Origin of the sequence: Methylorubrum sp. SL192, assembly GCF_026672325.1 — a bacterium.
GTDB classification, from domain to species: domain Bacteria; phylum Pseudomonadota; class Alphaproteobacteria; order Rhizobiales; family Beijerinckiaceae; genus Methylobacterium; species Methylobacterium extorquens.
The window spans coordinates 846,318-870,056 of sequence record NZ_JAPPQV010000003.1 but is presented as its reverse complement, the minus strand read 5'-3'; the positions used below and the strand labels follow the sequence as shown (position 1 = coordinate 870,056).

Sequence of the window (23,739 nt, the reverse complement as noted above, 5' to 3'; positions counted from 1 at the left end):
ATGCCGACCTGCCACGTTGGACTGAGACCTGGGGCACTCCTTCCCTTCAGAAGGTACCTGTCCCAGATCCTCTCGGTCCGCCAACGATTTGGGACGTCCCGTCTCATGGTCGGATCGATCCTCAGACCTTGGCGATGAGCTTTCGTTCACGGGGAGGCCAGCTGTGTGATCAGCCAGCGGCCGGCCGGGCCCGGCGGGCGCTCAATCGGGTAGACGGCCCACATCGGCAGGAACAGGCCGCCCTTCGGCACGGCGGCGATATCCAGTCTCACGAGGAGACCGCTGGCAAGGTCATCCGCGACGACGTCGAGGGGCATCCCTCCCCAGCCCAGGCCCGAGCGCAGGAATGCGTGCTTCGCCCCGAGATCCGCAAGCCGCCAGGTCCTCGGCGAGAATACGCCGAACTCGCGCCCTTTGGTTAGCTCGCTCCGGTCGGTCAGGACCAATTGGACATGCTCGGCCAGGTCGGCGGTGGGGATCGTCCCCGTCCGTCCGCCGAGGGGATGCGCGGGCGAGGCGACCATCACCAACTCAACCTGGCATAATGGCTCGCGTGCGAGTTCAGGGGGTAGCAGGGGAGTGGCGCCGGCGACCGCGAATGCGCAACGTCCGTCGAGAACCGGTGCGATCACCGCGCCGAGGGTCTCGACCTGTACCCGAAGTGGGGTCCTGGGGAATGCCGGTTGAAACGCGACCACGGCGGCTGTCAGCACCTGGATCGGAAACAGGACGTCGAGCACGATGCTGACCTCTGGCTCCAGGCCGCCGGCGAGGTCCTTTGCGTGCGACTTGAAGGTCTCGGCGGCGGCGACGGTCGCACGGGCATGGGCCAACAGCACTCTGCCGGCCTCGGTCAGGATCGGATAGCGGCTGGAACGGTCGAACAGCTTGATGCCGGACTGGCTCTCCAGGTTGGCGAGGGATTGGCTGATGAGGGACTGAGCGCGCCCGAGCTTGCGTCCGGCCGCCGAGAAGCTGCCGGTGTCGACGGCGGCGACGAAGGTTCGCAACTGATCGAGGGTGAGCTGATCGAGCATCCATCTGTCCAGGTGATGGGACGCATCGAAACATAGAGGCTTCGATGGGAGACGGAAGGCGCTTAGGTCTTTCGCTCACAGCCAAGCCGCACCCGCGGTCGGCCACCTCGAACCGGATGTCTCTCATGTCTCAGACCCTCGCGGCCTCACCGGCTTCCTCGCGCAAGCTCACCATCGCGGCCTGGTCGCTGCAGGTGCTGCTCGCCCTCGTGTTCCTCGCCGCTGGCGGGGCCAAGCTGGCCGGCGTGTCGATGATGGTGCAGGTCTATGACCTCATTGGCGTCGGCCAGTGGTTCCGCATCGTCACCGGTCTTGTGGAAGTCGCCGGTGCCGTCGCCCTGCTGGTGCCCGGATACGCCGCCTTCGCCGCCCTCTTGCTGGCCTGCACCATGGTGGGTGCCATCCTGGCCCATCTCACCGTTCTGCCCACGCCCGCCGCCCCGGCCGTCGTGCTGCTCGCCCTGACCGCGACCTTGGTGTGGCTGCGCCGCGATCAGATCCTCGCGGTTCTCGGTCGTCGCTGACCATGGGTCGGCCGCTGCATGGCCTTGCCGGCGGCGGCCTCGAACGAGCCGGGAGAGAGCCGTCTATTGGGGGGCGGGGTCCTTTCGTGCGGTTCGATCGGCTACGTCTCGGGCATTGTCGACCGGCTCGAGCCCGAGGGCAGAAACGTTCTGCGGGCTCCACGCGCGTAAACTGGGGCCGCCTCTCTCCGGCCACGGCCCACATCGACTTCGCCTGACACAGGGAAAGCCCGTCATGGAGTTCGGCATCGACAGCTTTGCCGTCACCCTTCCCGACCCGAAGACGGGTCGGACCCTGCCGGCGGCCGAGCGCATGGAACGCTTGCTCGCCGAGGTCGAGGTCGCCGACCGGGCGGGGCTCGACGTTTTCGGCATTGGCGAGCACCACCGCGCCGAGTTTCTGGACGCGGCACCCGCGATCATCCTCGCGGCTGCGGCCGCGCGCACCAGAACCATACGTCTGACAAGCGCCGTCACCGTGCTGAGCGCGGCCGATCCGGTCCGCGTCTTCCAGGAATTCGCCACCCTCGACCTGATCGCCAAGGGGCGGGCCGAGATCGTGGTCGGACGCGGCTCCTTCGGCGAGGCCTACCCGCTCTTCGGCTTCGCCGCCCAGGACTACGACGCATTGTTCGCCGAGAAGTTAGACCTGCTCCTGGCTTTGCGCGACCAAACCCACGTGACCTGGCGCGGCCGGTTCCGGCCGCCGCTGAGCGGCCAGGGTGTCTACCCGCGCCCGCACCAGGACAGGCTCCCGATCTGGATCGGAGTCGGCGGGACGCCGGCGTCCTTCGCCCGGGCGGGCACCCTGGGCCTACCCTTGATGGTCGCCATCATCGGCGGCAGCTTCCAGCGCTTCCGTCCCCTGGTCGAACTCTACCGGGAAGCCGGCCGGAAGGCGGGGCATGCGCCGGAGACGTTGAAGGTGGGCGTGCACGCGGTCGGGTTCGTCGCAGACACGGACCGTGCCGCACAAGAGGCGTTCTATCCGGGCTGGGCGCAGATGTTCGGAAAGATCGGAGCGGAGCGTGGCTGGCCGAGTACGGACCTGCGCGAGCAGTTCCAGGCGATGTGCGGCCCTTACGGCGCCTACCTCATCGGCGCGCCGGAGACGGTTGCGGCAAAGGTGCTCGACGCCAACGCGGCGCTGGGCGGCCTCTCACGCCTGACCTTCCAGATGAGCTCGGCGATACAGGAGCCGGACGCCATGGAGCGGTCGATCACACTTCTGGGTACTGAGGTGATGCCGCGGGTGAAGGCGGAACTCGCGAAGGCGGTGTGAAAAGAGGTGTCGCCCTCACCTCGTAAAGGCGTCAAGTTGCAGACGCTCCCTCACGAAAACCTCGAACTTGAGAGAAGCACGCGCAGTCGGTCTGACGGCCTCCGTTGAGCCTGACGCGGCCTGTCACCCTCCGATGTGGGCCGCCAGTTCGTCGGCGGTTCCCATCGGAAAAGCCTCCTTGAGATGGTCGAGGAAGGCCGAGACCCGTGCGCTCAGCAGACGCCGCGATGGATAGAGGGTCCAGAGAGCGATCTCAGGTCTGTCGAGCTCGCCCCAGAGGACCAGCCGGCCGGCGGCCAGATCATGACTGACGAGCGAGAGGGGAAGGCGTCCGGCACCGGCGCCAGCTCTGACCGCGTCGCGAACCATCATCAGCGACGGCAGGCTCAGGACGGGCTCGGCGGTGACGCTCGATCTGCCCGCAGGCGACTTCATATTCCAGCTCATGGAGCCCTCCATCGGTCCGCGTATGACGGCGGGAGCGGTCGCATCGCCCGTCGGCCGGACCATGCTCGGAGCCGCCACGACGACCAGACGGTCCCGCAGGAAGATACGTCCGACGAGGCTCTCGTCCGGATCGGGATTCACCCGGATCACGAGGTCGTAGCCCTCTTCCACCATATCGACGGCACGGTCCTCCGTGGTGACTTCAAGCCGAACCTCGGGATGCTTGAGGGCGAACCCGACGGCGAGCTTTGCCATCGCGGACTGCGAGAAAAGCACGGGCGCGCTGATGCGTAGCCGGCCCCGTGGTCTGTCGCCCCCCGTCGCGATGGCCGCAGCCGTTTCGCTGAGTTCCGTGAGCAACACCTTCGTCCGCTCGTGGAGCGCCCGGCCTTCCTCCGTCAGCTTCAGGATGCGCGCCCCACGTTCGAACAGGCGCAGGGCGAGGCTGGCCTCCAGCTCCGCAACGCGGCGGGACAGCGTCGCCTTTGGACGTCCGGCAGCGCGTGCAGCCCGGCCGAAGCCGCCGTGTTGGGCGACGAGGTTGAAATCTGCGAGGGCGAGGAGGTCCATGCGTTCCACCAGCGAGACGGACCATCCTATCAGGAGGCCTATTGGATCGCGAGCGGGTCCATCATCTTCCAGCTGTCGTTTGAGGCAAAACTGGAGTTACCCCATGACCATTCTCGTTACCGGCGCGACCGGCACCGTCGGCAGCCATGTCGTCGAGCACCTCATCAAGCGCGGCACCGACGTCCGCGCCCTGGTCCGTGACCCGTCGAAGGCCAAGTTGCCGGCGGGCGTCACCGCGGTCCAGGGAGACCTGCTCGATGTCGACACAATGCGGAACGCCCTTTCGGGCGTCTCGACCCTGTTCCTGCTGAACGCAGTCGTGCCCGACGAGGTCACCCAGGCGCTGATCGCGCTCAATCTTGCCCGAGAGGCTGGGATCGAGCGGATCGTCTACCTGTCGGTGATCCACAGCGACCTCTACGTGAACGTGCCGCACTTCGCGGGCAAGTTCGGCGTCGAGCGCATGATCGAGGCGATGGGTTTCAACGCCACCGTCCTGCGTCCCGCCTACTTCATGAACAACGATTTCATGGTCAAAGATGTGGTGCGTGACTATGGCATCTACCCTATGCCCATCGGAGCCAAAGGCCTCGCGATGATCGACGCTGCCGACCTCGGCGAAATCGCGGCTCTCGAACTCATCCGCCGCGAGCAGGCCGAGACGCCACTTCCCTTCGACCGGATCAACCTCGTTGGTCCCGAGACGCTGACGGGTTCGGACGTTGCCGCCATCTGGTCCGATGTCTTAGGCCGCCAGATCAACTACGGTGGCGATGACACCGCCGCCTTCGAGCAGAACCTTCGGCAGAAGCACGTGCCGGGCTGGATGGCCTTCGACATGCGCCTGATGTGCGAGCGCTTTCTCAGCGTGGGGATGGTGCCCGACGCCGGCGATGTCGACCGCCTCACCGCACTGTTGGGACGTCCGCTGCGCTCCTATCGTGCCTTCGCCGCCCAGGCCGCAGCAACCGCCTAAAAACTCGCTGCGAAACATCGGCGACCCTCAAGTCAGGACGTTGTGGCCGCCGGACTGAGCATTCTGTCTCAACGGCAGCTGTCGGGCTCCAAAGCGGCCATTCCAGTGGTTCGATCCGAAGGTCCGCTGATGGCGCGTTGCTGACTTCGCCGCATGTCCGACGCCTTCAGTCCAGGCTGACCCGTGCAATCAGCCCGGACCAAAGCCAGCCGGTCACGTCATGACGCTCATCGCGTCGGGCGTCACCGGGAAGAAGTGCATCTCCGACTCTTATTCGATTGGCATTGTCCCATGCGCATTGCTGAGCAGACCACGTAGGGTTTCGACCAACTCAGTCGCGCGATACGGTTTCTGCAGCAACGAAAAGCCGTTCGTGTCCTGATCTTCTTGAAGGTAGCCGGACGACAGCAAAATTGGCATGTCCGGCCATCGCTGGCGGATGATGTGCCCAAGCTCGATGCCGTTCATCGCGCCAGGCATGTTCACGTCACTGAAAACGAGAGAAATGTTCGACTCTATTTGCAGGAGGCGGAGGGCCTCGTCGACGTCCTGCGCACTGAAAACTTTGAATGCAAGTGCTTCAAAAGTCGAGACAACCGTAAAGCGGACATCGGCATCGTCCTCGACGACGAGCACGGCTCTCCCTGCACCATTCATCGCGTTCTGCGGTCCGGGGGCGTTGCCTGGATCCATTTCCTCCGACGAAAAACTCCGCTGGGCGAGCACGGGCAACGTAATAACGAACCGGGTGCCTTGGTCAGGATTGCTGTCAACGGCGATGGTTCCGCCGCTCTGCTGTACGAAACCGTAGACCATGCTCAGACCGAGCCCAGTGCCTTTACCGGCCTCCTTGGTCGTGAAGAACGGTTCGAATACGCGAGCGAGGACGGCTGGAGACATCCCTGTGCCCGAGTCCGTGACCGCGATCTCGACGGAGTGCACCTGCTCGGAGTCCTCCTGCGCGTCGGCCTCATGACGCTTGATGCGAATGCCCAAGGTCCCCCCGTCTGGCATCGCGTCCCGCGCATTCACAGCGAGGTTGATGAGGGCGGCCTCGAACTGAGCGTGATCAACGCAGACTTCCGGCAGTCCATCCTCCAGGTCCGCGGAGATCGCAATCCGCTCCCCAAGAGTGCGCTCTAGGAGCTTTATCAGGCCAGGTATGAAGCTCGTGAAGTCCAACGCTCTGGGCTGGAGAGGAGAGCGCCGGGAGAAGGCCAGCAGCCGACTGGTCAGTTCAGCGCAGCGATGGGCTCCCTCGATGGCGCTCTCGATGCGGCGGAGCGCTTTCTCGTTGCCCGACAACGAGCTCTTCACCAGATCAAGGTTGCCGATCACGATGCTCAGCATATTGTTGAAGTCGTGCGCAATACCGCCTGTCAGGCGGCCAACCGCTTCAAGCTTTGACGCATGCTGCAAGCTGAGTTCAAGCTCCTTGCGCTCTGTCACGTCGAACCACATCCCAAACAGTTCGACCGGCGCACCGTTCTCATCAACGTTGATCACGATCTGATCGAGAATGTGCCGCTCCCTGCCGTCTGCGTTGCGCCAGCGATATTCGAGAGTTACCGCGCCGGATTCCGAGACCGTGCTCAAATCCGCAGAGATCCTCTCCCTGTCATCCGGTTCAAGCTGCTCCCCCCAGAGGTTTGAGGCAGCAAAGGCCTCGCGCGAGAAGCCGGTGATGCGCTCGATGCTGTCATTCGTGAAGTGAAGCCGTCGATCGTCTCCACTGAATGGCGAGGTGTAGAGCGCAATGGGGAGGCCGCGCAGGACAGCGGCCTGATGTTCCTCACGCCTGCGCAGAGCCTGCTCGGCGGCAAGCTTCTCGCCCCGTACGCGCAGGTTTTCCAGGAGCAGCTGCTTCTCGGCCGCCGCCTTGCGCTGGATCTCCGCTGTCTTCAGGTACAGATCGACGAAGACATCGACCTTCGATTTGAGGACCAGAGGCTGGATGGGTTTGAATACGTAGTCCACCGCTCCGGCGGAGTATCCGCGGAAGATGTGGATGTCCTCCTTGTTGTGGGCTGTAAGGAACAGGATCGGGACACGGGACGTGCGCGAGCGGCTGCGGATTAGGGAGGCGACCTCGTAGCCGTCCATGCGCGGCATCTGCACGTCGAGCAGGATCAGGGCGAAATCCTCCCGGAGCGCCTGCCGCAGGGCTTCCTCGGGCGAGTTCGCCAGCACGAGGTCGATCGCCGGATCGGCGAGGACCTCGGAGGCGGCGAGGAGATTGCGCTGATCGTCATCGACGATCAGGATCTTGGCCCGAACCGGATCGGGCTCAGTGCGGGCGCTCCGCGGCTCGGCGGAGCTGCCGGTCCCGGTCGGCAGGAAACTCAGCCCGTCCTTCATTGTGGTTGCCGATCGAGGGTCGTCGGGTCGCCGAGCGTGGGCACGGGGCCGTGTGCGACCTCGCCACGCCGGGCCAGCTGCACCCGCAGCACCGCGAGGAGCTGATCCATGTCGATCGGCTTCGAGACGTAATCGGACGCGCCCGCCTCGAGGCACTTCTCGCGGTCGCCCTTCATGGCCTTCGCGGTCACCGCGATGAGCGGCAGGCTACGGAAGCTGGCCTCCGCCCGGATCGCGCGCATCGTCTCGTAGCCGTCCATCCCCGGCATCATGATGTCGACCAGCATCGCATCGATGTTCGGGTTGGACTTGAGGAGGGCGATGCTGTCCTGCCCGTTCTCGGCGAACAGAACTTCCAGCCCATGCTGCTCGAGGGCGCTCGTGAGCGAGAAGATGTTGCGCAGGTCGTCATCGACCAGAATGACCCGACAGCCCTGAAGTGACGTCGCATCCTTCCGCTCGACGAGGATCTGCTCCTCGACTGGAACGCGATTGATCGCGCGATGCAGAAACAGCGCGGTCTCGTCGAGGAGTCGCTCGGACGAGCGCGTGTCCTTGAGGATGATCGTTGAGGCGGTGTGCCTGAGCTGCTGCTCCTCGGCGGCCGTCAGCTCCCGGCCCGTATACACGATGATCGGCAACTCCTCCCCATCCTGGGAGGCACGGATCTGCTCGATCAGCTCGGAACCGCCGATATCGGGCAGGCCGAGATCGATGATCGCGCAGTCGAACCGGCCGCCTGTCAGGGCTTCCAGCGCGGCGGAGGCCGTGCCGACCCCGAAGATTTTGACGTCCTCTTCGCTCAGGAGCGCTGTGATGCTGGCGCGCTGGTTCTCGTCGTCCTCGACGAGCAGGAGGTTGCGCACCGGCCGCGTGATGAACTCCTTCGAGCGCTCCAGGGCGCGCATCAGGCCCTCGCGCTCGACCGGCTTCTCCAGAAACCCGAACGCGCCCGCGCGAAGGCCGCGCTTCTTCTCGTCGTTGACCGAGATCACGTGGATCGGAATGTGCCGGGTGCGGGGATCGTTCTTCAGGAGGTCGAGCAGGGCCCAGCCGTCCATATCGGGCAGGCCGATATCGAGGGTGATGGCGTGCGGCTTGAAGCGGTGCGCGAGGCTAAGTGCGCCGGCTCCGTCCTGCGCGATCAAACCTTTGAAGCCACGCTCGCGCGCGAGCTCCAGCAGCACCGAGGCGAACATGGCGTCGTCCTCCACGATGAGCACGATGTGGTCGCTCGGGTGAATCGCGTGGCGGTCGTCCGCAGAGGACGAGAGCGCCATCGCGGTGTTCGGCTGGCGGCCCATCGGCGCCGAAGGCGCGTACCCGTCCGATGCCTCCGCCACGCGTCCGGTGAGCGCCTGCGCGGGCGGCTCGAAGGGCAGGAACAGGGTGAAGGTGCTGCCCGTACCGACGCGGCTCTCGACCACGATCTCGCCGCCCAGCAGGCGCGCGATCTCGCGGCTGATCGCGAGGCCGAGGCCCGTGCCGCCGTACTTGCGGCTCGTGGTCCCGTCGGCCTGCTGGAACGCCTCGAAGATGATCCGCTGCTTGTCCTCGGCGATGCCGATCCCGGTATCGGTGACGGACATGGCGATCCACTGGGTCCCGGCGCGCAGGGGCGAGCCCTCCGCGGAACCGATCTTGAGCGAGACGCTCCCCTTCTCGGTGAACTTGAAGGCGTTGGAGAGTAGGTTGCGCAGGACCTGCTGCAGGCGCTTCGAGTCCGTCCGCAGGGAGCGCGGCAGGCCCGGATCGGCCTCGATCACAAAGGCGAGGTGGCGCTCCTCGGCGAGCTGCCGGAAGGTCCTGTTCAGGTTCTCGCTGATGTCCTGCAGCGTGACGTCGCCGATCTCGAGCGACACCGTGCCCGACTCGATCTTGGAGAGATCGAGGATGTCGTTGATGAGCGACAGGAGGTCGGTCCCGGCCGCGTTGATCGTCTTGGCGAATTCCCGCTGTTTGTCGGTGAGGTTCCCGTCGCGGTTTTCGGAGAGAAGCTTCGAGAGGATCAGCAGGCTGTTGAGCGGCGTGCGCAGCTCGTGGCTCATATTGGCGAGGAACTGCGACTTGTAGCGCGAGGTCAGGCTCAGCTGCTCGGCCTTCTCCTCCAGCGCCGTCTTGGCGATCGAGACCTCGCGGTTCTTACCCTCGACCTCACGCTTCTGGATTTCGAGCAGGCGCGCCTTTTCCTCCAGCTCCTCGTTGGTCTGCTGCAGCCGCTCCCGCTGGTTCTTCAGGAGGTCCTCGGATTGCTGCAGCGAGGCGGCCTGCAGCTCCAGGCGATCGTTCGTCTTCTTCAATTCTTCCTGCCGGCTCTGCAACTCGCCGGTCAGGAGCTGCGACTGCTTCAGGAGGCCTTCCGTCCTCATGTTGGCAGCGATCGTGTTGAGCACGATCCCGATCGACTCGGTCAGCTGATCGAGGAAGGACTGGTGGGTCTCGCTGAAGCGGCTGAACGACGCCAACTCGATGACTGCTCGGACTTCCTGCTCGAAGAGGACGGGCAGCACGATGATGTTGAGGGGCGGCGCCTCGCCGAGAGCCGAGCCGATGGTGATGTAGTCGCCGGGCACGTGGGTGAGGAGGATGCGCTTCTTCTCGAAGGCGCATTGGCCGACGAGGCCTTGACGCAGGCGATAGCGGTTCGAGAGGTTCTTGCGCTCCGTGAAGGCGTAGCTCGCCATCAGATCGAGAACCGGCTCTCCGCCCTCGTCCTCCACCATGTAGAACACGCCGCGCTGGGCGCTCACGAGCGATGCAATCTCGGACAGGATCAGGTTCGAGACCGTGGCGAGGTCGCGCTCGCCCTGCAGCATGCGGGTGAATTTGGCGAGGTTGGTCTTCAACCAATCCTGCTCGGCGTTCTTGAGCGTCGTGTCCCGCAGATTGCGGATCATCTCGTTGATGTTGTCCTTCAGCGAGGCGACCTCGCCGGAGGCCTCGACCGAGATCGAGCGCGCGAGATCCCCCTTCGTCACGGCGGTCGCCACCTCGGCGATGGCGCGCACCTGAGTCGTGAGGTTCGCCGCGAGCTGGTTCACGTTGTCCGTCAGATCACGCCAGAGACCCGCCGCACCCGGCACCCGCGCTTGGCCGCCCAGCTTGCCTTCGACGCCCACCTCGCGCGCCACGTTGGTCACCTGGTCGGCAAAGGTGGCGAGCGTCTCGATCATCTCGTTGACGGTGTCGGCCAGCGCCGCGATCTCGCCCTTGGCGTCGACTGAGAGTTTCCGCTTGAGGTCGCCCTGCGCCACCGCCGTGACGACGTCTGCGATGCCGCGCACCTGACCGGTGAGGTTGGCGGCCATCATGTTCACGTTGTCGGTCAGGTCCTTCCAGGTTCCGCCGACGCCGCGCACCTGCGCCTGGCCGCCGAGTTTGCCCTCGGAGCCGACCTCGCGGGCGACGCGGGTCACCTCGGAGGCGAAGGAGTTCAGCTGATCCACCATCGTGTTGATGGTCGACTTGAGCTCCAGGATCTCGCCCTTCACGTCGACGGTGATCTTCTTGGACAGATCGCCGTTGGCGACCGCCGTCGTCACGTCGGCGATGTTGCGCACCTGCCCCGTCAGGTTGGCCGCCATCATGTTCACGTTGTCGGTCAGGTCCTTCCAAGTCCCGCCGACGCCGCGCACCTGTGCCTGGCCGCCGAGCTTGCCCTCGATGCCGACCTCGCGGGCGACGCGGACCACCTCGGAGGCGAAGGAGTTCAGCTGATCCACCATCGTGTTGATGGTCGATTTGAGCTCCAGGATCTCGCCCTCGACGGCCACCGTGATCTTCTTGGACAGGTCGCCGTTGGCCACCGCGGTGGTGACTTCGGCGATGTTGCGCACCTGCCCTGTGAGGTTGGCCGCCATCATATTCACATTGTCGGTCAGGCCCTTCCAGACGCCGCCGACGCCTTTGACCTGCGCCTGTCCGCCGAGCTTGCCCTCCGTGCCGACCTCGCGGGCGACGCGGGTCACCTCGGAGGCGAAGGAGTTCAGCTGATCCACCATCGTGTTGATAGTCGACTTGAGCTCCAAGATCTCGCCCTTTACGTCGACGGTGATCTTCTTGGACAGATCGCCATTGGCGACCGCGGTCGTCACATCGGCGATGTTGCGCACCTGGCCCGTCAGGTTGGCCGCCATCAGGTTCACGTTGTCGGTGAGGTCGGCCCAGGTGCCGGCCACGCCCTCGACGCGGGCCTGACCGCCAAGCTTGCCTTCCGAACCCACTTCCTTCGCGACGCGGGTCACCTCGGAGGCGAAGGAGTTCAGTTGGTCCACCATCGTGTTGATGGTGTTCTTGAGCTCCAGGATCTCGCCGCGCACATCGACGGTGATCTTCTTGGAGAGATCGCCGTTGGCGACCGCCGTCGTCACGTCGGCGATGTTGCGTACCTGCCCCGTGAGGTTGGCCGCCATCAGGTTCACGTTGTCGGTGAGGTCGGCCCAGGTGCCGGCGACACCGCGCACCTGCGCCTGCCCGCCGAGCTTGCCTTCCGAGCCGACCTCACGGGCGACGCGGGTCACCTCCGAGGCGAAGGAGTTCAGCTGGTCCACCATCGTGTTGATGGTGTTCTTGAGTTCCAGGATCTCGCCGCGCACATCGACGGTGATCTTCTTGGAGAGATCGCCGTTGGCCACGGCGGTGGTGACTTCGGCGATGTTGCGCACCTGGCCCGTCAGGTTGGCCGCCATCATGTTCACGTTGTCGGTCAGGTCCTTCCAGGTCCCGCCCACGCCCTCGACCTGGGCCTGTCCGCCGAGCTTGCCCTCCGTGCCGACCTCGCGGGCGACGCGGGTCACCTCGGAGGCGAAGGAGTTCAGCTGGTCCACCATCGTGTTGATGGTCAGCTTCAAGGCGAGAATCTCGCCCTTCACATCGACGGTGATCTTCTTGGACAGGTCGCCCCGCGCGACCGCGGTGGTGACCTCGGCGATGTTGCGCACTTGGCCCGTCAGGTTTTCCGCCATCATGTTGACGTTGTCGGTCAGGTCCTTCCAGACGCCGCCGACGCCCTTGACCTGCGCCTGTCCGCCGAGCTTGCCCTCCGACCCCACCTCCTTGGCGACGCGGGTCACTTCCGAGGCGAAGGAATTGAGCTGGTCCACCATCGTGTTGATGGTCGATTTCAGGTCGAGGATCTCGCCCTTCACGTCGACGGTGATCTTCTTGGACAGATCGCCGTTGGCCACCGCGGTGGTGACTTCAGCGATGTTGCGCACTTGGCCCGTCAGGTTGGCCGCCATCAGGTTCACGTTGTCGGTCAGGTCCTTCCAGGTCCCGCCGACGCCCTTGACCTGCGCCTGCCCTCCGAGCTTGCCCTCCGAGCCGACCTCGCGGGCGACGCGGGTCACCTCCGAGGCGAAGGAGTTCAGCTGGTCCACCATCGTGTTGACGACCTTGCCGATCCGGAGGAACTCGCCGCGCAGGGGCCGGCCCTCGATCTCGATCTGCATGGTCTGACCGAGGTCGCCCTTGGCGACGGCCCCGATGACGCGCGCCACCTCGGTGGTGGGCTGAACAAGGTCGCCGATCATCGTGTTGACCGACTCAACGCAATCGTTCCACCCGCCGGTCGCGGCCGGAAGCTTTCCGCGCTCGCCGATGCGCCCGTCCTTGCCGACCGCGCGGGCGACCCTGTCGAGCTCACGAGCGAGCCCTTGGTTGAGCTCGACGATATCGTTGAACGCTTGCGCGATCTCCCCCTCAATGCCCGTCAGATCCAGCGGCAGCCGAGTCGAGAAGTCACCCTTCCGAAAGGCACGAAGGCTCTTCAGGAGGAGCTTCGGCTCCAACTGCAACGTAGTCGGCGTCATGCGGGTACACCCTTAGGGTAGATGATACAGACCAGCGAGGCATTCTTTGGATCGTCGGCGGCTGTGAGAAACCACTGGCGAGGAAGAACGGCAATAGGGCGCAGCGTAAATGGTTGCTCGATCCTTCGGTCCGTAGCGCGGCCCAGCACGTTGCTCTTTCCGATGCATGGCCGCTCGGCTGAGAATAGGCCCGCTCGTCGCGACGCAGATCGTTGTTTTTCGTTTCGCGGCGCGCATCGCCGTGACGGGCAGCAAGCAAGAGGCTGTGATCGCCTTGCCGACTGGGAGGCTCAAATGATGGGTTATGAGCCTATCCCGGAAAGCCTACCCGTCTGATGTATCCGATGCTCCCCTGCAGCCACGAATATTGCCGTCAGAAATATAGGTATTCCCCGCGCCAAGGACCGACCTTGTATCAACACCAGACTGTCCGCCGTCCGCGGGCGAAAGTCCGTTGATGGGGCAAAGCCAAATCCCGCTTCTGGACCGCAGGCCAAGGTCCAGTTGTGGCGCACAGCACAACCATCGGCGCGCGAACTCCTGACCCCTTGCAGTACTCGGAGTTCATTCGGATCGGCGCTGAACACGACGATGGACTTTCGCACGCAAAAAGCTGCATCTTGCGCTGGGGGCCCCGTGTGAGTCGGAGGCACCATGAACTACGAAATCCAACCTCATAACGCCAAGCCTGCCAGTATCTGGAACTCCGGCGGCGCTCATTACAACGAGATCAGTCGCGGCATCGCCGACAGTATTGAACACTGCGTACTGCGTCTCGATCCGAAGCCGGGCGAGCGGGTGCTCGACCTCGCCACCGGCACCGGCTGGACTTCGCGCGTCGTCGCCCGGCGGGGTGCGCAGGTGACTGGGGCCGACATCAGCGCCGATCTCTTGTCGTTCGCCGCTGAGCAGGCTCGGGCCGAGGGTCTCGACATCGATTACCAGCTGGGCGACGCTGAGAGACTGCCCTTTGCCGACGGCGCGTTTGACGCCATCATCTCGACCTGCGGCGTGATGTTCGCTAGCCGGCCTGAGGCTGCAGCCGCTGAGTTGGCACGTGTCTGTCGCAAGGGCGGAAGGATTTGCCTCACCACCTGGCTGTCGAACGACAATGTGTTCAGGATGTTCATGGTGATGAAGTCCTACATGCCGCCACCGCCCAATCCGGCCCCGCCCTCGCCATTTGAGTGGGGCCGCACGGAGCGGCTTGAGGAACTGCTAGGTCGGGACTTTGAGCTGGCTTTCGAGAACGGCGTCTCGTTCTATCGCGAGCAGAGCGCAGAGGCGGCCTGGGAGCGGTTCGCCGGTGGCTACGGTCCGACCAAGGCTCTGGTCGCCAGCCTCGACGAGGACCGCCGCGCCAATCTGCGGCGCGACTTCATCGCCTTCCATGCCCAGTTTTCCACCCCGCTCGGTATCTGCGTTCCCCGCGCGTACTGGGTCACGCGTGGGATTCGCCACTAGCCTGAGCCTGGCTGGGCCGTGGTCAGGAACGGCCCTGCCACGATACGGCACACCTCATCACCTCGATCCAGAGCATCACTCCTGCGCAGGGAGGCTGGCATGAAGCGTTGCGCAATCCTTACTTTGACAGTGCTCGCGATCGGCCCGGCATCAGCCGACCCGGTGGAACTCGCGGACTTTCGTGACCTGTTGCGACCTCCGCCGACCCTGCAGCTCACCTACGGTGAGGCCCCCTCTCAAGGCATCGATGTATTCCTGCCCGCAAGCCCTGGCCCACACCCAGTCGCGGTTCTCATCCACGGCGGTTGCTGGAGCGCTACCACCGTCGGGCGCGAGCAGATGCGTCACCTAGGACCCGATCTAACGCGTCGCGGCGTTGCCGTGTGGAGCATCGGCTACCGCCGTGCCAACGAGGCCGGCGGTGGCTATCCCGGAACTTATCAGGACGTGGGCGCCGCTCTGGACCGCCTCGCTGAAGAGGCAGGAGCCCACCACTTGGATCTCTCACGAGTGGTGTTCGTGGGCCACTCGGCAGGTGGCCATCTCGCCCTCTGGGCGGCCTCGCGCGGCTTGCTTCCCGCCACGAGCCCTCTTCACGCAGCGACCGGGTTTGTCCCGCGGGCGGTGATCAGCCTGGGCGGCGTGGGGGATCTTGCGACGTTCGCGCGGTTCATCCCGGTGCTCTGCGGCCCGGGCATTGTCGAGCGGATCGCACCAGCAGACAAGCTATCGGAGGTGTCACCCGCTGCCCTCCCGCCCGCAGGGGTGCCGATCTTTCTGGTCAGCGGCGTCCTGGACCGACTCACGCCGCCATGGGTCGCCTACGACTATGCCCGCGCTGTACGAGGGAGGTCCGGACCTGCGCCGCAACTCATCAACGTCTCGGATGCCGGACACTTCGACGTGGTCACCTCGTCGACACTGGCTTGGCAGGAGGTGCGTGGTCTCATCGAGGCATCCTTGGAACTCCAGTAGGTTGCCGTCAGACCGGTCTGCGTGCAAGCCCGCTCGGTCGAGCTCGGCGTTTCGGATGTGCCTTATGCGTCGAGGTCCAGTGTCCGGGCTCGCTATGCCTATAGAGGCGAACTGGTACGTTCATGTTGCGCATGAAGCGGCCGATCATAAGCGGACCGACCATGAACCGACGCACGATGACGCTTTGAAGTGACTATGCGCTGATCCGGATGAGCCTTGTCGTGCAGGAGAGTGCGGTGATCTTTGGCGAACGGATCATTCTGGTCTATCGCCACCAATTAGAGGTGATCGCAGGCGGCGAGACGCTTCTGCGAGCCAATCAATTCAAGGCCAAATCGCTCCGGCCAATGGCTGAGACCGAATGTCAGCGCAGGGGAATCTCTCCATGAAGCCAGCCCTGGAGAATGGCGAACTGAACGATCTGTGCTCGGCTTGCGAGGCCGAGCTTGGTGCAGGCCCGAGCCTTTTGGGTCTCGATCGCCTTGGGGGTTGCCCCGAGCCGGTCGGCGACTTCCTTGCTCGTGAAGCCGAAGGCGACGAACCGGAGGATGTCGCGCTCGCGCTCGCTCAAGGTTGAGCACGCCGCCTCATCCACGCTTGAACTCAGCCGCCGATGCGGAGCGGTGCGTTCCGGCAATGCCGGATCGAGATAGATGCCGCCGGCATGAACCGCCCGCACCGCGCTGGCGATGTTCTGGAAGGCCGACCGCTTGAGAACATAGCCGCGGGCGCCCGCCTCAAAGGCTTGGTCGATGTAGACCCGGCTCTCATAGACGCTCAGCATGATAGCCTGGGTCCGCGTCCCGGTTCTGGCGAGATGGCGAAGAACGGTGACGCCATTCATCTCCGGCATATTGATGTCGAGGATGGCGACGTCCGGCTCGTGCTGAACAATCGCCCGGTAGGCGGCTGCGCCCGTTTCGACGGAGGCCACCACGACGATCTCGCCGGAATCAGCGATCAGGCTCGTCACACCGTGACGGAAAACCGGATGATCGTCCGCCAGCACGACGTGGATCAGGGTCCTAGGCATGCCCGCTTTCCTCGACGGACCGGTAGGCGCGGGCAACGATGCTCGTGCCCCGGCCGGGGGCCGACTCGATGTTCAGCGTGCCATCGACCAGCGCCATCCGCTCACGCATGCCGAGCAGGCCGAGCTTTCCCTGGGAGACGAGACTGGTCGCGATCGCCTCGTCGGCCGCGAAGCCGCCGCCGTTGTCGTCGATCGTCAGCGTGACCTGCAAAGCGCTGAACCGCAGCACGACCGACACGCACACGCCCGGCCCCGCATGCTTCGCCACGTTCGTGAGCGCCTCCTGAGCCAGGCGATAGAGCGTGATCGCCGTCTCCAGCGGGAAATCCACCTCCTCGCCGACGATTTGAAACTCGGTCACGATTTCCGTCACCCGGCTCCACTCATCCACAAGCGAGCGCAGCGCGGTCACGAAGCCGAACTCATCGAGGGCGGCCGGCCGGAGTTCAAGGGTCACCCTCCGGAGCGATTGCCCGATGTCCTGGGTGTGTCGGAGAAGTTGCTCGACCTCATGGATGGCCGTTGGGCAAGATAGGCGTGACGCGATCTTTCTCAGGCCGAAGGTCAGCGTGACGAGTTGCTGACCGGCATGATCATGGAGATCGCGCGCGAGGCGCCGCCGCTCGTCCTGCCCGGCCCGGTAGAGCCTTGATAGAACGGCGTCACGCTCGGCCTCGGCACGCTGCCGTGCCTGCGCGTCCTCCTCGAGGTGGACCAGCAACCGGCTGCGCTCGGTCAGGAGCGCCTGCATCTCGATCTCACGCCGCTTCCGCTCCTGCATGACGCGCCGGACATCGTTCAGCCGCTCCGTGAGGAGGTGAAGGCGGCCCTCCAGGTTCGTCGGCGTGAGATGAAGCAGGACGAGTGGCTCGTCACCATAGGCGCGCAGGACGATGCGCGCGCCCCGGCATGGATGACGGCAGGAACTCTCGGCTCCGGCGCGGACGAACACCGCGCCGGGGATCGGGTTCTCGGTCCGCGAACACAGGCTGAGGTAGCGGCTCATCCGCTCGCGATGTGTCCCCTCAACCGGCAGGGGAAGGCCGATCGCGAGGTCCGGCAAACGGTCGAACGCGGCCGAATTGGCGTCTTCCACGAGCCCGAACTGGCCCACCAGGATCAGGGGATCCGCAACGAAGGCGAACAGCGCGGCGAAATCGGACTCAGGCCCAGGCTCGCCGATGATACCGCCGCCCGCTGCCGGTTGTGTTCGGGTCGAGGTTGATGACGACCCGGCACTCTGACGCCCCCGCGGCGATGGTTTCGGGAAGATCGACTCGTGCATATCCCTGACTCTCCGCGGCCAGATGCCCACACACGTTCGCGGTCAGCATGCACAGTGAAGGGCATTTCTTTGCCAGTTCTCCGAACGGACAGCGCTTATTGCCGAGAACAATGCGCTGCTCCGATTCGTCCATGACGTAGAAATCGCTGCCGATCCGCTGCTTCATGTCGAGCAGAGCGTCGACCATCCCTTTCCTGTCGAGTTGGCTCGCGCCACTCACCTGGAGGTACTCTTCCTGGATCTTCTCACCCACAGCGAGGCCGACCAAGCTAATGAAGCTGCCAGCTTCGCTGGATCCGACTGTATCCTCAAACAAGGATCCCATCGTCGTCACCACTAGATCCATGAATATTTCCCGGTCCAAGCGAATCTGCGAACCGCAGAAATCACCCCGCGAATCTACCAAGCTCTGTTCCACTGCCGCCTCCCAAGCAGGGCCACCCTCTACGGATATCACGGGTGGTATCCGCGCATCAATAGTTAGTACTATGCCAGGGTTACTAGAAACGGAAATTTAGGGGTAGGCAGTCGAACCTCGGCATGCGCACGGCTTGGCTGGTGAAATCAATCGATCCGCAAATATTAACAGTCATCGCTCCAGGAATGCGCGACTAAACTGGTCTTGAAGTGGCTTCATCAGGTAGGACATTGCTGTTCTCTCATCCGTAGCGACCTGAACTTCGACGGGCATTCCAGGGATAAGGCGGGCCGAGCCTCCCAGGCGTTCAATCTCGCCATCCTTGAGCTCGACATGCCCGATATAGAACGCCTCGTCCCGTGGGCCCTTCGTCGTTGAGGGCGAGACGTAGGTCAGCGTTCCCTTGAGTTCAGGGGTGGTGCGCTGGCTGAAGGCGGTGAAGCGGACCCGGGCCGCGCGGCCGACGCCGATCTGGTCGATGCTGGTCGGCGGGATGCGGATCTCGATCTTGAGCCGCGCGTCCTCGGGCACCACGGTCGCCAGGATGTCGGCGGGGGTGACGACGCCGCCAACCGTAAAGGTCTTCAATTCGTGCAGGATGCCGGTCACGGGGGCACGGATCTCGGTGCGCGTCAGCCGGTCGTCCAATGCCACGCGACGGTTGCTGAGCTCTGCCGCCTTGGCATCGACCTGACTGAGCTCGCGCTGTGCCTCGGTCCGGGCGGTGTCTGCGATGGCGAGGATCTGGACGCGGATCTCGCTCGTCCGCGTCTTCGCCCGCGCGATGGAGGCTTCCAACGATCCCTGCTCGCCGGCCAGGCGGTGCTTGTCGCGGGTGATCGGCAGGAAGCGGGAACTCTCGTAGAGCTGCTTCTCGACGAGGATCGATAGCTTGCCATGCTCGGTGGTGAGGACGGCCAGTTCGTCTCTCTTGGCGTCCCGCTGCTTCGTGAGGCCGGCGATCTCCTCAGCGATCTGCCCAATCTGAAGTTCGAGCTGCTGGCGCTGGCTGTCACGGCCGGCGAGGTTGCCCTGGAACAGCCGGAGTTCGCCCTCCAGGATCGACTGCACCTCGGCGCCCTGGTGAAGCAGGGCTTGCGGGAAGCTGACCTCGCGCTGCCCGTCGCGCTCCGCCAGGAGCCGCGCCTTCTTGGCGGCGAGTTCCACCAGTTGTCCCTTCACGATGGCGAGTTCCGCGCGGGTCTGCGCGTCGTCGATTCTGAGGAGCACTTGGCTGGCCGTGACCGGCTGCCCATCGCGCACGAGGATCTCGCCGACCACGCCGCCGTCGCGGTGCTGCACGGACTTGGCTCGCTGATCGACGGCGACGGATCCGGAAGCGAGGATCGCGCCGCTGAGATCGGTCGTGGCGGCCCAGCCGCCGACGCCGCCGACGAGCGCCGCGCCGAAGATGAACCCGGCGACGATGCGCGGGCCGACGGAGAACGCGACGTTCGTGCGGGATTGCGGTTCGTGCCGCCGCAGGGGGCGCGGCATCCGATCGGGAGATGTACGCATGATCCTTCTCCGGCTTCGCTCTCAAGTGTGGAATGTCGGCGGTTCGGGCAGCGGCCCGATCGTGAAGCGCAGCAAGTGCTCGCCATCGAGGACGACGGTGGTTTCGTAGGCCTCGTCATGGTCGAGGTCGGCCGAGACGACCGTGCGGTCCCGGCCTTCGGAACGATCGAACCGGCACTGGATCCCGGTCGGTGCATCGCTTTCGCCCCGGAGCGCCTCCGCGAGCGGGCGCCCGGCCGCGGTCTCCTCCTTGAACAGGGCGTAGCGGACCAGATCGATGTAATCGCCGACGGAGAAGTCCGTGATCTGCACGGTGCGGGTGCCATCGCGCGGCTCGGCCGGAGCGGCGAACGCGTACACGTCGTCGCCGCCGCCGCCGGTGAGCACGATATCCCGGCCGCCCACCACGAAGCGGTCGTCGCCCGATCCCGCGATGATCGCCTCGACCGAGGCGATCCGGTCGAGGCCGAGTTCTTGAGCGGAGACGGTCTCGTTCCTCAGGTCCACCACCAGATCGACCGTGGCCGCCGACAGGTCGAGCGTGTCCCGCCCCGCACCGCCGTCGACCGTGTCCTCCGCGCTGTCGAGGGCGAGGATGATCACGTCGTCGCCCGCCTCGCCTGACACGAGGTCACGCCCGGCCCCGTCCGAGAGGATGTCCGCACCCTCGCCGCCCTGCAGCCGGTCGTCGCCCGCATCCCCGACGAGCACGTCGGCACCGGTGCCGCCGGACAGGTCGTCGGCGCCGGCCGCGCCGTAGAGGCTATCGTTGCCCTCGCCTCCAAGGAGGAGATCGTCACCGTCGCCCCCATCCAGGATGTCGCGGCCCTCGCCGCCATCGAGCAGATCGTCGCCCGCCTCGCCGAACAGAAGGTCGTCGCCCGCCTCCCCGAACAGGCGGTCGTGACCCGCCCCGCCCGAGACCCGATCCGCGCCCGCCCCGGCGAACACGACGTCGTCGCCCGGCCCGCCCAGGACCGTGTCGGCGCCGTCGCCCGCGATCACGTGGTCGCTGCCGCTGCCGGCATCGACGAGGTCGTCGCCACCGCGGGCGTCGACATTATCGTCGCCCGCGCCGGCCGCGATGTCGTCCGCGCAGGGTGTGCCGAGGATGAGGTCGTCCCCGTCCGTGCCGCCGATCAAGGCCCGTTCGAGGACGGTCAGATGAGCCGTGCGGGCGACCGAGAACTCGCCGTCCGTCACCGCGTAGGTGATCGTGACCGGACCAGGCGCATCGGCGTCGAAAACCCAACCCGAGCCGTCCGCCGTCACGGTGCCGGAGGAGACCCGGACGTCGCGCACGCTGAGTGCGTCTCCGTCCGGATCGCTGGCGCCGCGCAGGAGATCGCTCAGGGCGATGGTGAGGAGTGCGCAGCCCGCGATATCCCCGAGCTGGACCGGGCCGTTCACCACGGGCGCGCGGTTGCGTTGCCCCGCCGGTCCGTCGTCCCGGCCGCGCGGCGGCGTCGCGGGATCGACGGGACGCGGATCGCCGCCCGGCGTGGAGCCGGGAGGGATCCGGACGCCGCCGTCCGACGGCCCAGGATCCTGTGGGTTCGATCCGCCTTGCCCTGTCGAGCCTTGCCCGGTCGAGCCTTGCCCGGCCAAGCCTTGATCCGGCCTGTCAGCCTTCTCCTCTCCCAGCGGTCGGGGGGCCGGCTGTGCCTCGTTGCCGGGCTCCTGCGCATCCGGTTCCGGGTGGGATGCGTCCCGTGGCCGGCCGCCGCCGCCGCTCGGCTGCCCACCTCCGCGCCCGCCCGATCCGGCTGCGAGGGAGCCGCCGTTGTCGTTGATCGGCTGGGGGATGACCGGAGAGGCCTTGAAGTCGCCGAGGTCCGGATGCGCGTCGGGCCTTGCGAAGCGCAGCCCGCGCGCGAGCAGTTCGTGCCCGTCATCGAACAGGGACATGCCGGATTGCAGAACCGGGGATGGCGGCTCGGCCAGTGGCTTCGGTGCCTCGGCGGCCTTTGCAGGGGTGGGCGCGGCGAGTTCCTCGGAATGGACGAGGCGCAGGGCGTCGGCGCGTGCCGCCACGATCTCCGGGTCCACTTCCTCTGCCAGGGTTGCGCGGGGCAGAAGCAGGGATTTGAGGTAGGCGGCGACGGACGCGACCGCCACCGCGGCGAAGTAGGGGACGCCGGATCGCCGGTCGGCGCTGCGCGAGACGTAGCGCTCGGCACCCTCGGGCGCGTCCCGCCCGGGCTTCGTGCCCTTGATCTCGATCGTCATGCGGGCACCCGCTCCGGCATGGAGCGCTCCCTGTTGTCCTGGGCGCTGTCGGGCTTGGCCGCACCGTCGCGGGCGGCCTTGCCGAGGATCGCCTCCTTCGGCCCGAATGCCGTGAGCTTGCCGTCCTGGATCACGGCGATCCGATCCACGGCCGCCAGCACGCTCGGGCGGTGGGCAATCACGATCGCGAGGCCGCCGCGGGCACGCACGCCCTGGATCGCCGCGGCGAGCGCAGCCTCGCCCTCGGCATCGAGATTCGCGTTCGGCTCGTCGAGGACGACGAGGAAGGGATTACCGTAGAGCGCGCGGGCGAGAGCGATCCGCTGCCGCTGCCCGCCCGAGAGCGCCGTCCCGAGCGGCCCGAGTTCGGTCTTGTAGCCGTCGGGCATCCGCAGGATCATCTCGTGCACGCCGGCCGCCTGCGCGGCCGCCACGACCAGCGCCGGATCGCTGTCCTCGGCCAGGCGCGAGATGTTCTCCTCGACCGTCGCGTCGAGGAGGCAAACCTCCTGAGGCAGGTAGCCGATCATCCCTCCCAGGCTCGCCTCGTCCCATTGCGGCAGGTCGGCCTCGTCGAGCCGCACGCTACCGCGCAGCAGCGGCCAGATACCGGTCAGCGCGCGGCCGAGGGTGGTCTTGCCGCCGCCGCTCGGTCCGATGACGCCGAGCGCCTGCCCGGCCTTGAGCTCGAACCCTACATCCGAGAGGAGCACGCGACCCGAGCCGGGGGCCGCGACCGTGATGTGGCCGACCCTGAGCGACCGGTGCGCCGGCGGCAGCGTCATTGGCGGCTCGGCGGCGGCCAGGGCGATCACGGTCTCCTTCAGGCGGCGGAAGGCGGTCCGCGCGGCCAGGATGACCTTCCAGTTGCCGATCGCCTGGTCGATGGGCGCCATGGCGCGGGCGGAGGTGATCGAGGCTGCGATGATCGCCCCGGCGGAGAGTTCGCCGCCGATGACGAGGTAGGCGCCGAGCCCGAGCACGGCCGATTGCAGGATCATGCGCAGGACGCGCGCGATCGCCCCGAACGTGCCGCTGATGTCGGTGGTGCGGGTCTGCAGGTCGAGGTGTTCGTCGTTGGCGCGGCGGTAGCGGTCCACGGCCCGGTCGGCGAAGCCCATCGCCTTAAGCACGTCGGCGCTGCGCGCGTTCGAGTCCGCGATGGCGTTGCGGGCCACCACGGCCTGCTGCGTCGCGCCGGTCCAACGCCGGGTCAGGAGTTCGGCGAGGATGGTCAGCAGCGCGAGGACGACCGCCCCCGCGACGGTGAGCGCGCCGAGATAGGGGTGCAGCATGTAGACGAAGACGAGGAAGACCGGCACCCACGGCAGGTCGAACAGGGCGACGAGACCGGGGCTGCCGAGGAAGCCGCGCACCGTGTCGACGTCGCGGCCGCGCTCCATCGCCTCCGCGGTCGAGAAGCCGAAGCGCGGCATGTCGATCCCGACCCGCTGCGCCAGCGGAGCGACCCGGCGGTCGAACTGCGCCCCGAGGCGAACCAGGATCTGCGAGCGGAGAACGTCGAACAGGCCCTGCGCCAGGTAGAGGCCGACGGCGAGGATCGACAGCCCGACGAGCGTCGGCAGGCTCCCGCTCGGCAGGGCGCGGTCGTAGACCTGCAGCATGTAGAACGAGCCGGTCAACGCCAAGATGTTGATGATGCCGGACATCCCGAACAGGAAGACGAAGGGCCCCCGAACGCTTTGGGTGAGCTGCTCGGCGCATCGCTGCTGAGCGAGCTTTTTCTGATCTCTGGAACGCATGGCAGGCTCTCCCCCTCGTCAGGCAAGTGGGCCGGGCCCCTGGCCGGGGC

The 23,739-nt window shown here is 65.9% G+C and carries 15 protein-coding genes; 5 read left to right on the top strand and 10 right to left on the bottom strand.

What is annotated here, in order from left to right; translation table 11 throughout:
• Positions 1–146: 146 nt before the first annotated feature.
• Positions 147–1,037, bottom strand: coding sequence for a LysR family transcriptional regulator (locus OVA30_RS04795; RefSeq protein WP_268174752.1), 891 nt, complete (start codon positions 1,035–1,037; stop codon positions 147–149).
• 125 nt (positions 1,038–1,162) lie between these two features.
• Between OVA30_RS04795 and OVA30_RS04790 the strand changes: the two genes are divergently transcribed.
• Positions 1,163–1,561, top strand: a complete 399-nt coding sequence (locus tag OVA30_RS04790) for a DoxX family protein (RefSeq protein WP_056112257.1) — start codon at positions 1,163–1,165, stop codon at positions 1,559–1,561.
• Between the two features lie 235 nt (positions 1,562–1,796).
• Positions 1,797–2,843, top strand: a complete 1,047-nt coding sequence (locus OVA30_RS04785) for an LLM class flavin-dependent oxidoreductase (RefSeq protein WP_268174751.1) — start codon at positions 1,797–1,799, stop codon at positions 2,841–2,843.
• Positions 2,844–2,966: 123 nt separating this feature from the next.
• Here the strand turns inward: OVA30_RS04785 and OVA30_RS04780 are convergent, their stop codons facing one another.
• A complete protein-coding gene (locus OVA30_RS04780) occupies positions 2,967–3,860 on the bottom strand; it encodes a LysR family transcriptional regulator (protein ID WP_268174750.1) in 894 nt (297 codons plus the stop codon).
• A 103-nt stretch (positions 3,861–3,963) separates the two neighbouring features.
• Between OVA30_RS04780 and OVA30_RS04775 the strand changes: the two genes are divergently transcribed.
• A complete protein-coding gene (locus OVA30_RS04775; protein WP_268174749.1) occupies positions 3,964–4,836 on the top strand; it encodes an SDR family oxidoreductase in 873 nt (290 codons plus the stop codon).
• 270 nt (positions 4,837–5,106) lie between these two features.
• Here the strand turns inward: OVA30_RS04775 and OVA30_RS04770 are convergent, their stop codons facing one another.
• Together OVA30_RS04770 and OVA30_RS04765 are read right to left on the bottom strand one after the other, a co-directional pair.
• On the bottom strand, positions 5,107–7,194 hold the full coding sequence (locus OVA30_RS04770) for a response regulator (protein ID WP_268174748.1): 2,088 nt from the start codon (positions 7,192–7,194) through the stop codon (positions 5,107–5,109).
• Positions 7,191–13,004 carry a HAMP domain-containing protein gene (locus tag OVA30_RS04765; protein ID WP_268174747.1) on the bottom strand — a complete coding sequence of 1,938 codons (5,814 nt, stop codon included), beginning with the start codon at positions 13,002–13,004 and terminating at the stop codon, positions 7,191–7,193. The genes OVA30_RS04770 and OVA30_RS04765 overlap by 4 nt, the downstream gene beginning before the upstream one ends.
• Before the next feature lie 654 nt (positions 13,005–13,658).
• Here OVA30_RS04765 and OVA30_RS04760 point away from each other — a divergent pair.
• Together OVA30_RS04760 and OVA30_RS04755 are read left to right on the top strand one after the other, a co-directional pair.
• Entirely contained in the window at positions 13,659–14,468 is an 810-nt protein-coding gene (locus OVA30_RS04760; RefSeq protein ID WP_268174746.1) for a class I SAM-dependent methyltransferase, read from the top strand.
• 99 nt (positions 14,469–14,567) lie between these two features.
• Positions 14,568–15,443, top strand: coding sequence for an alpha/beta hydrolase family protein (locus OVA30_RS04755; protein WP_268174745.1), 876 nt, complete (start codon positions 14,568–14,570; stop codon positions 15,441–15,443).
• Between the two features lie 364 nt (positions 15,444–15,807).
• Here the strand turns inward: OVA30_RS04755 and OVA30_RS04750 are convergent, their stop codons facing one another.
• The 6 genes from OVA30_RS04750 to OVA30_RS04725 form a co-directional block, all read right to left on the bottom strand.
• Positions 15,808–16,452, bottom strand: coding sequence for a response regulator (locus tag OVA30_RS04750; RefSeq protein WP_245296400.1), 645 nt, complete (start codon positions 16,450–16,452; stop codon positions 15,808–15,810).
• 16 nt (positions 16,453–16,468) lie between these two features.
• On the bottom strand, positions 16,469–17,590 hold the full coding sequence (locus OVA30_RS04745; protein WP_326493631.1) for a sensor histidine kinase: 1,122 nt from the start codon (positions 17,588–17,590) through the stop codon (positions 16,469–16,471).
• Between the two features lie 49 nt (positions 17,591–17,639).
• Positions 17,640–18,107, bottom strand: coding sequence for a methanogen output domain 1-containing protein (locus OVA30_RS04740; RefSeq protein WP_003596161.1), 468 nt, complete (start codon positions 18,105–18,107; stop codon positions 17,640–17,642).
• Positions 18,108–18,350: 243 nt separating this feature from the next.
• A complete protein-coding gene (locus tag OVA30_RS04735) occupies positions 18,351–19,697 on the bottom strand; it encodes an HlyD family type I secretion periplasmic adaptor subunit (protein WP_268174744.1) in 1,347 nt (448 codons plus the stop codon).
• Between the two features lie 21 nt (positions 19,698–19,718).
• Entirely contained in the window at positions 19,719–21,926 is a 2,208-nt protein-coding gene (locus tag OVA30_RS04730; RefSeq protein ID WP_268174743.1) for a calcium-binding protein, read from the bottom strand.
• Entirely contained in the window at positions 21,923–23,689 is a 1,767-nt protein-coding gene (locus tag OVA30_RS04725; protein WP_268174742.1) for a type I secretion system permease/ATPase, read from the bottom strand. Before OVA30_RS04725 ends, OVA30_RS04730 begins: the two co-directional genes overlap by 4 nt.
• Between the last annotated feature and the right edge of the window lie 50 nt (positions 23,690–23,739).

Coding starts and splice junctions, on each gene's coding strand:
- OVA30_RS04795 (WP_268174752.1), bottom strand. CDS start 1,037: ATGCTCGATCAGCTCACCCTCGATCAGTTGCGAACCTTCGTCGCCGCC.
- OVA30_RS04790 (WP_056112257.1), top strand. CDS start 1,163: ATGTCTCAGACCCTCGCGGCCTCACCGGCTTCCTCGCGCAAGCTCACC.
- OVA30_RS04785 (WP_268174751.1), top strand. CDS start 1,797: ATGGAGTTCGGCATCGACAGCTTTGCCGTCACCCTTCCCGACCCGAAG.
- OVA30_RS04780 (WP_268174750.1), bottom strand. CDS start 3,860: ATGGACCTCCTCGCCCTCGCAGATTTCAACCTCGTCGCCCAACACGGC.
- OVA30_RS04775 (WP_268174749.1), top strand. CDS start 3,964: ATGACCATTCTCGTTACCGGCGCGACCGGCACCGTCGGCAGCCATGTC.
- OVA30_RS04770 (WP_268174748.1), bottom strand. CDS start 7,194: ATGAAGGACGGGCTGAGTTTCCTGCCGACCGGGACCGGCAGCTCCGCC.
- OVA30_RS04765 (WP_268174747.1), bottom strand. CDS start 13,004: ATGACGCCGACTACGTTGCAGTTGGAGCCGAAGCTCCTCCTGAAGAGC.
- OVA30_RS04760 (WP_268174746.1), top strand. CDS start 13,659: ATGAACTACGAAATCCAACCTCATAACGCCAAGCCTGCCAGTATCTGG.
- OVA30_RS04755 (WP_268174745.1), top strand. CDS start 14,568: ATGAAGCGTTGCGCAATCCTTACTTTGACAGTGCTCGCGATCGGCCCG.
- OVA30_RS04740 (WP_003596161.1), bottom strand. CDS start 18,107: ATGGATCTAGTGGTGACGACGATGGGATCCTTGTTTGAGGATACAGTC.
- OVA30_RS04735 (WP_268174744.1), bottom strand. CDS start 19,697: ATGCGTACATCTCCCGATCGGATGCCGCGCCCCCTGCGGCGGCACGAA.
- OVA30_RS04730 (WP_268174743.1), bottom strand. CDS start 21,926: ATGACGATCGAGATCAAGGGCACGAAGCCCGGGCGGGACGCGCCCGAG.
- OVA30_RS04725 (WP_268174742.1), bottom strand. CDS start 23,689: ATGCGTTCCAGAGATCAGAAAAAGCTCGCTCAGCAGCGATGCGCCGAG.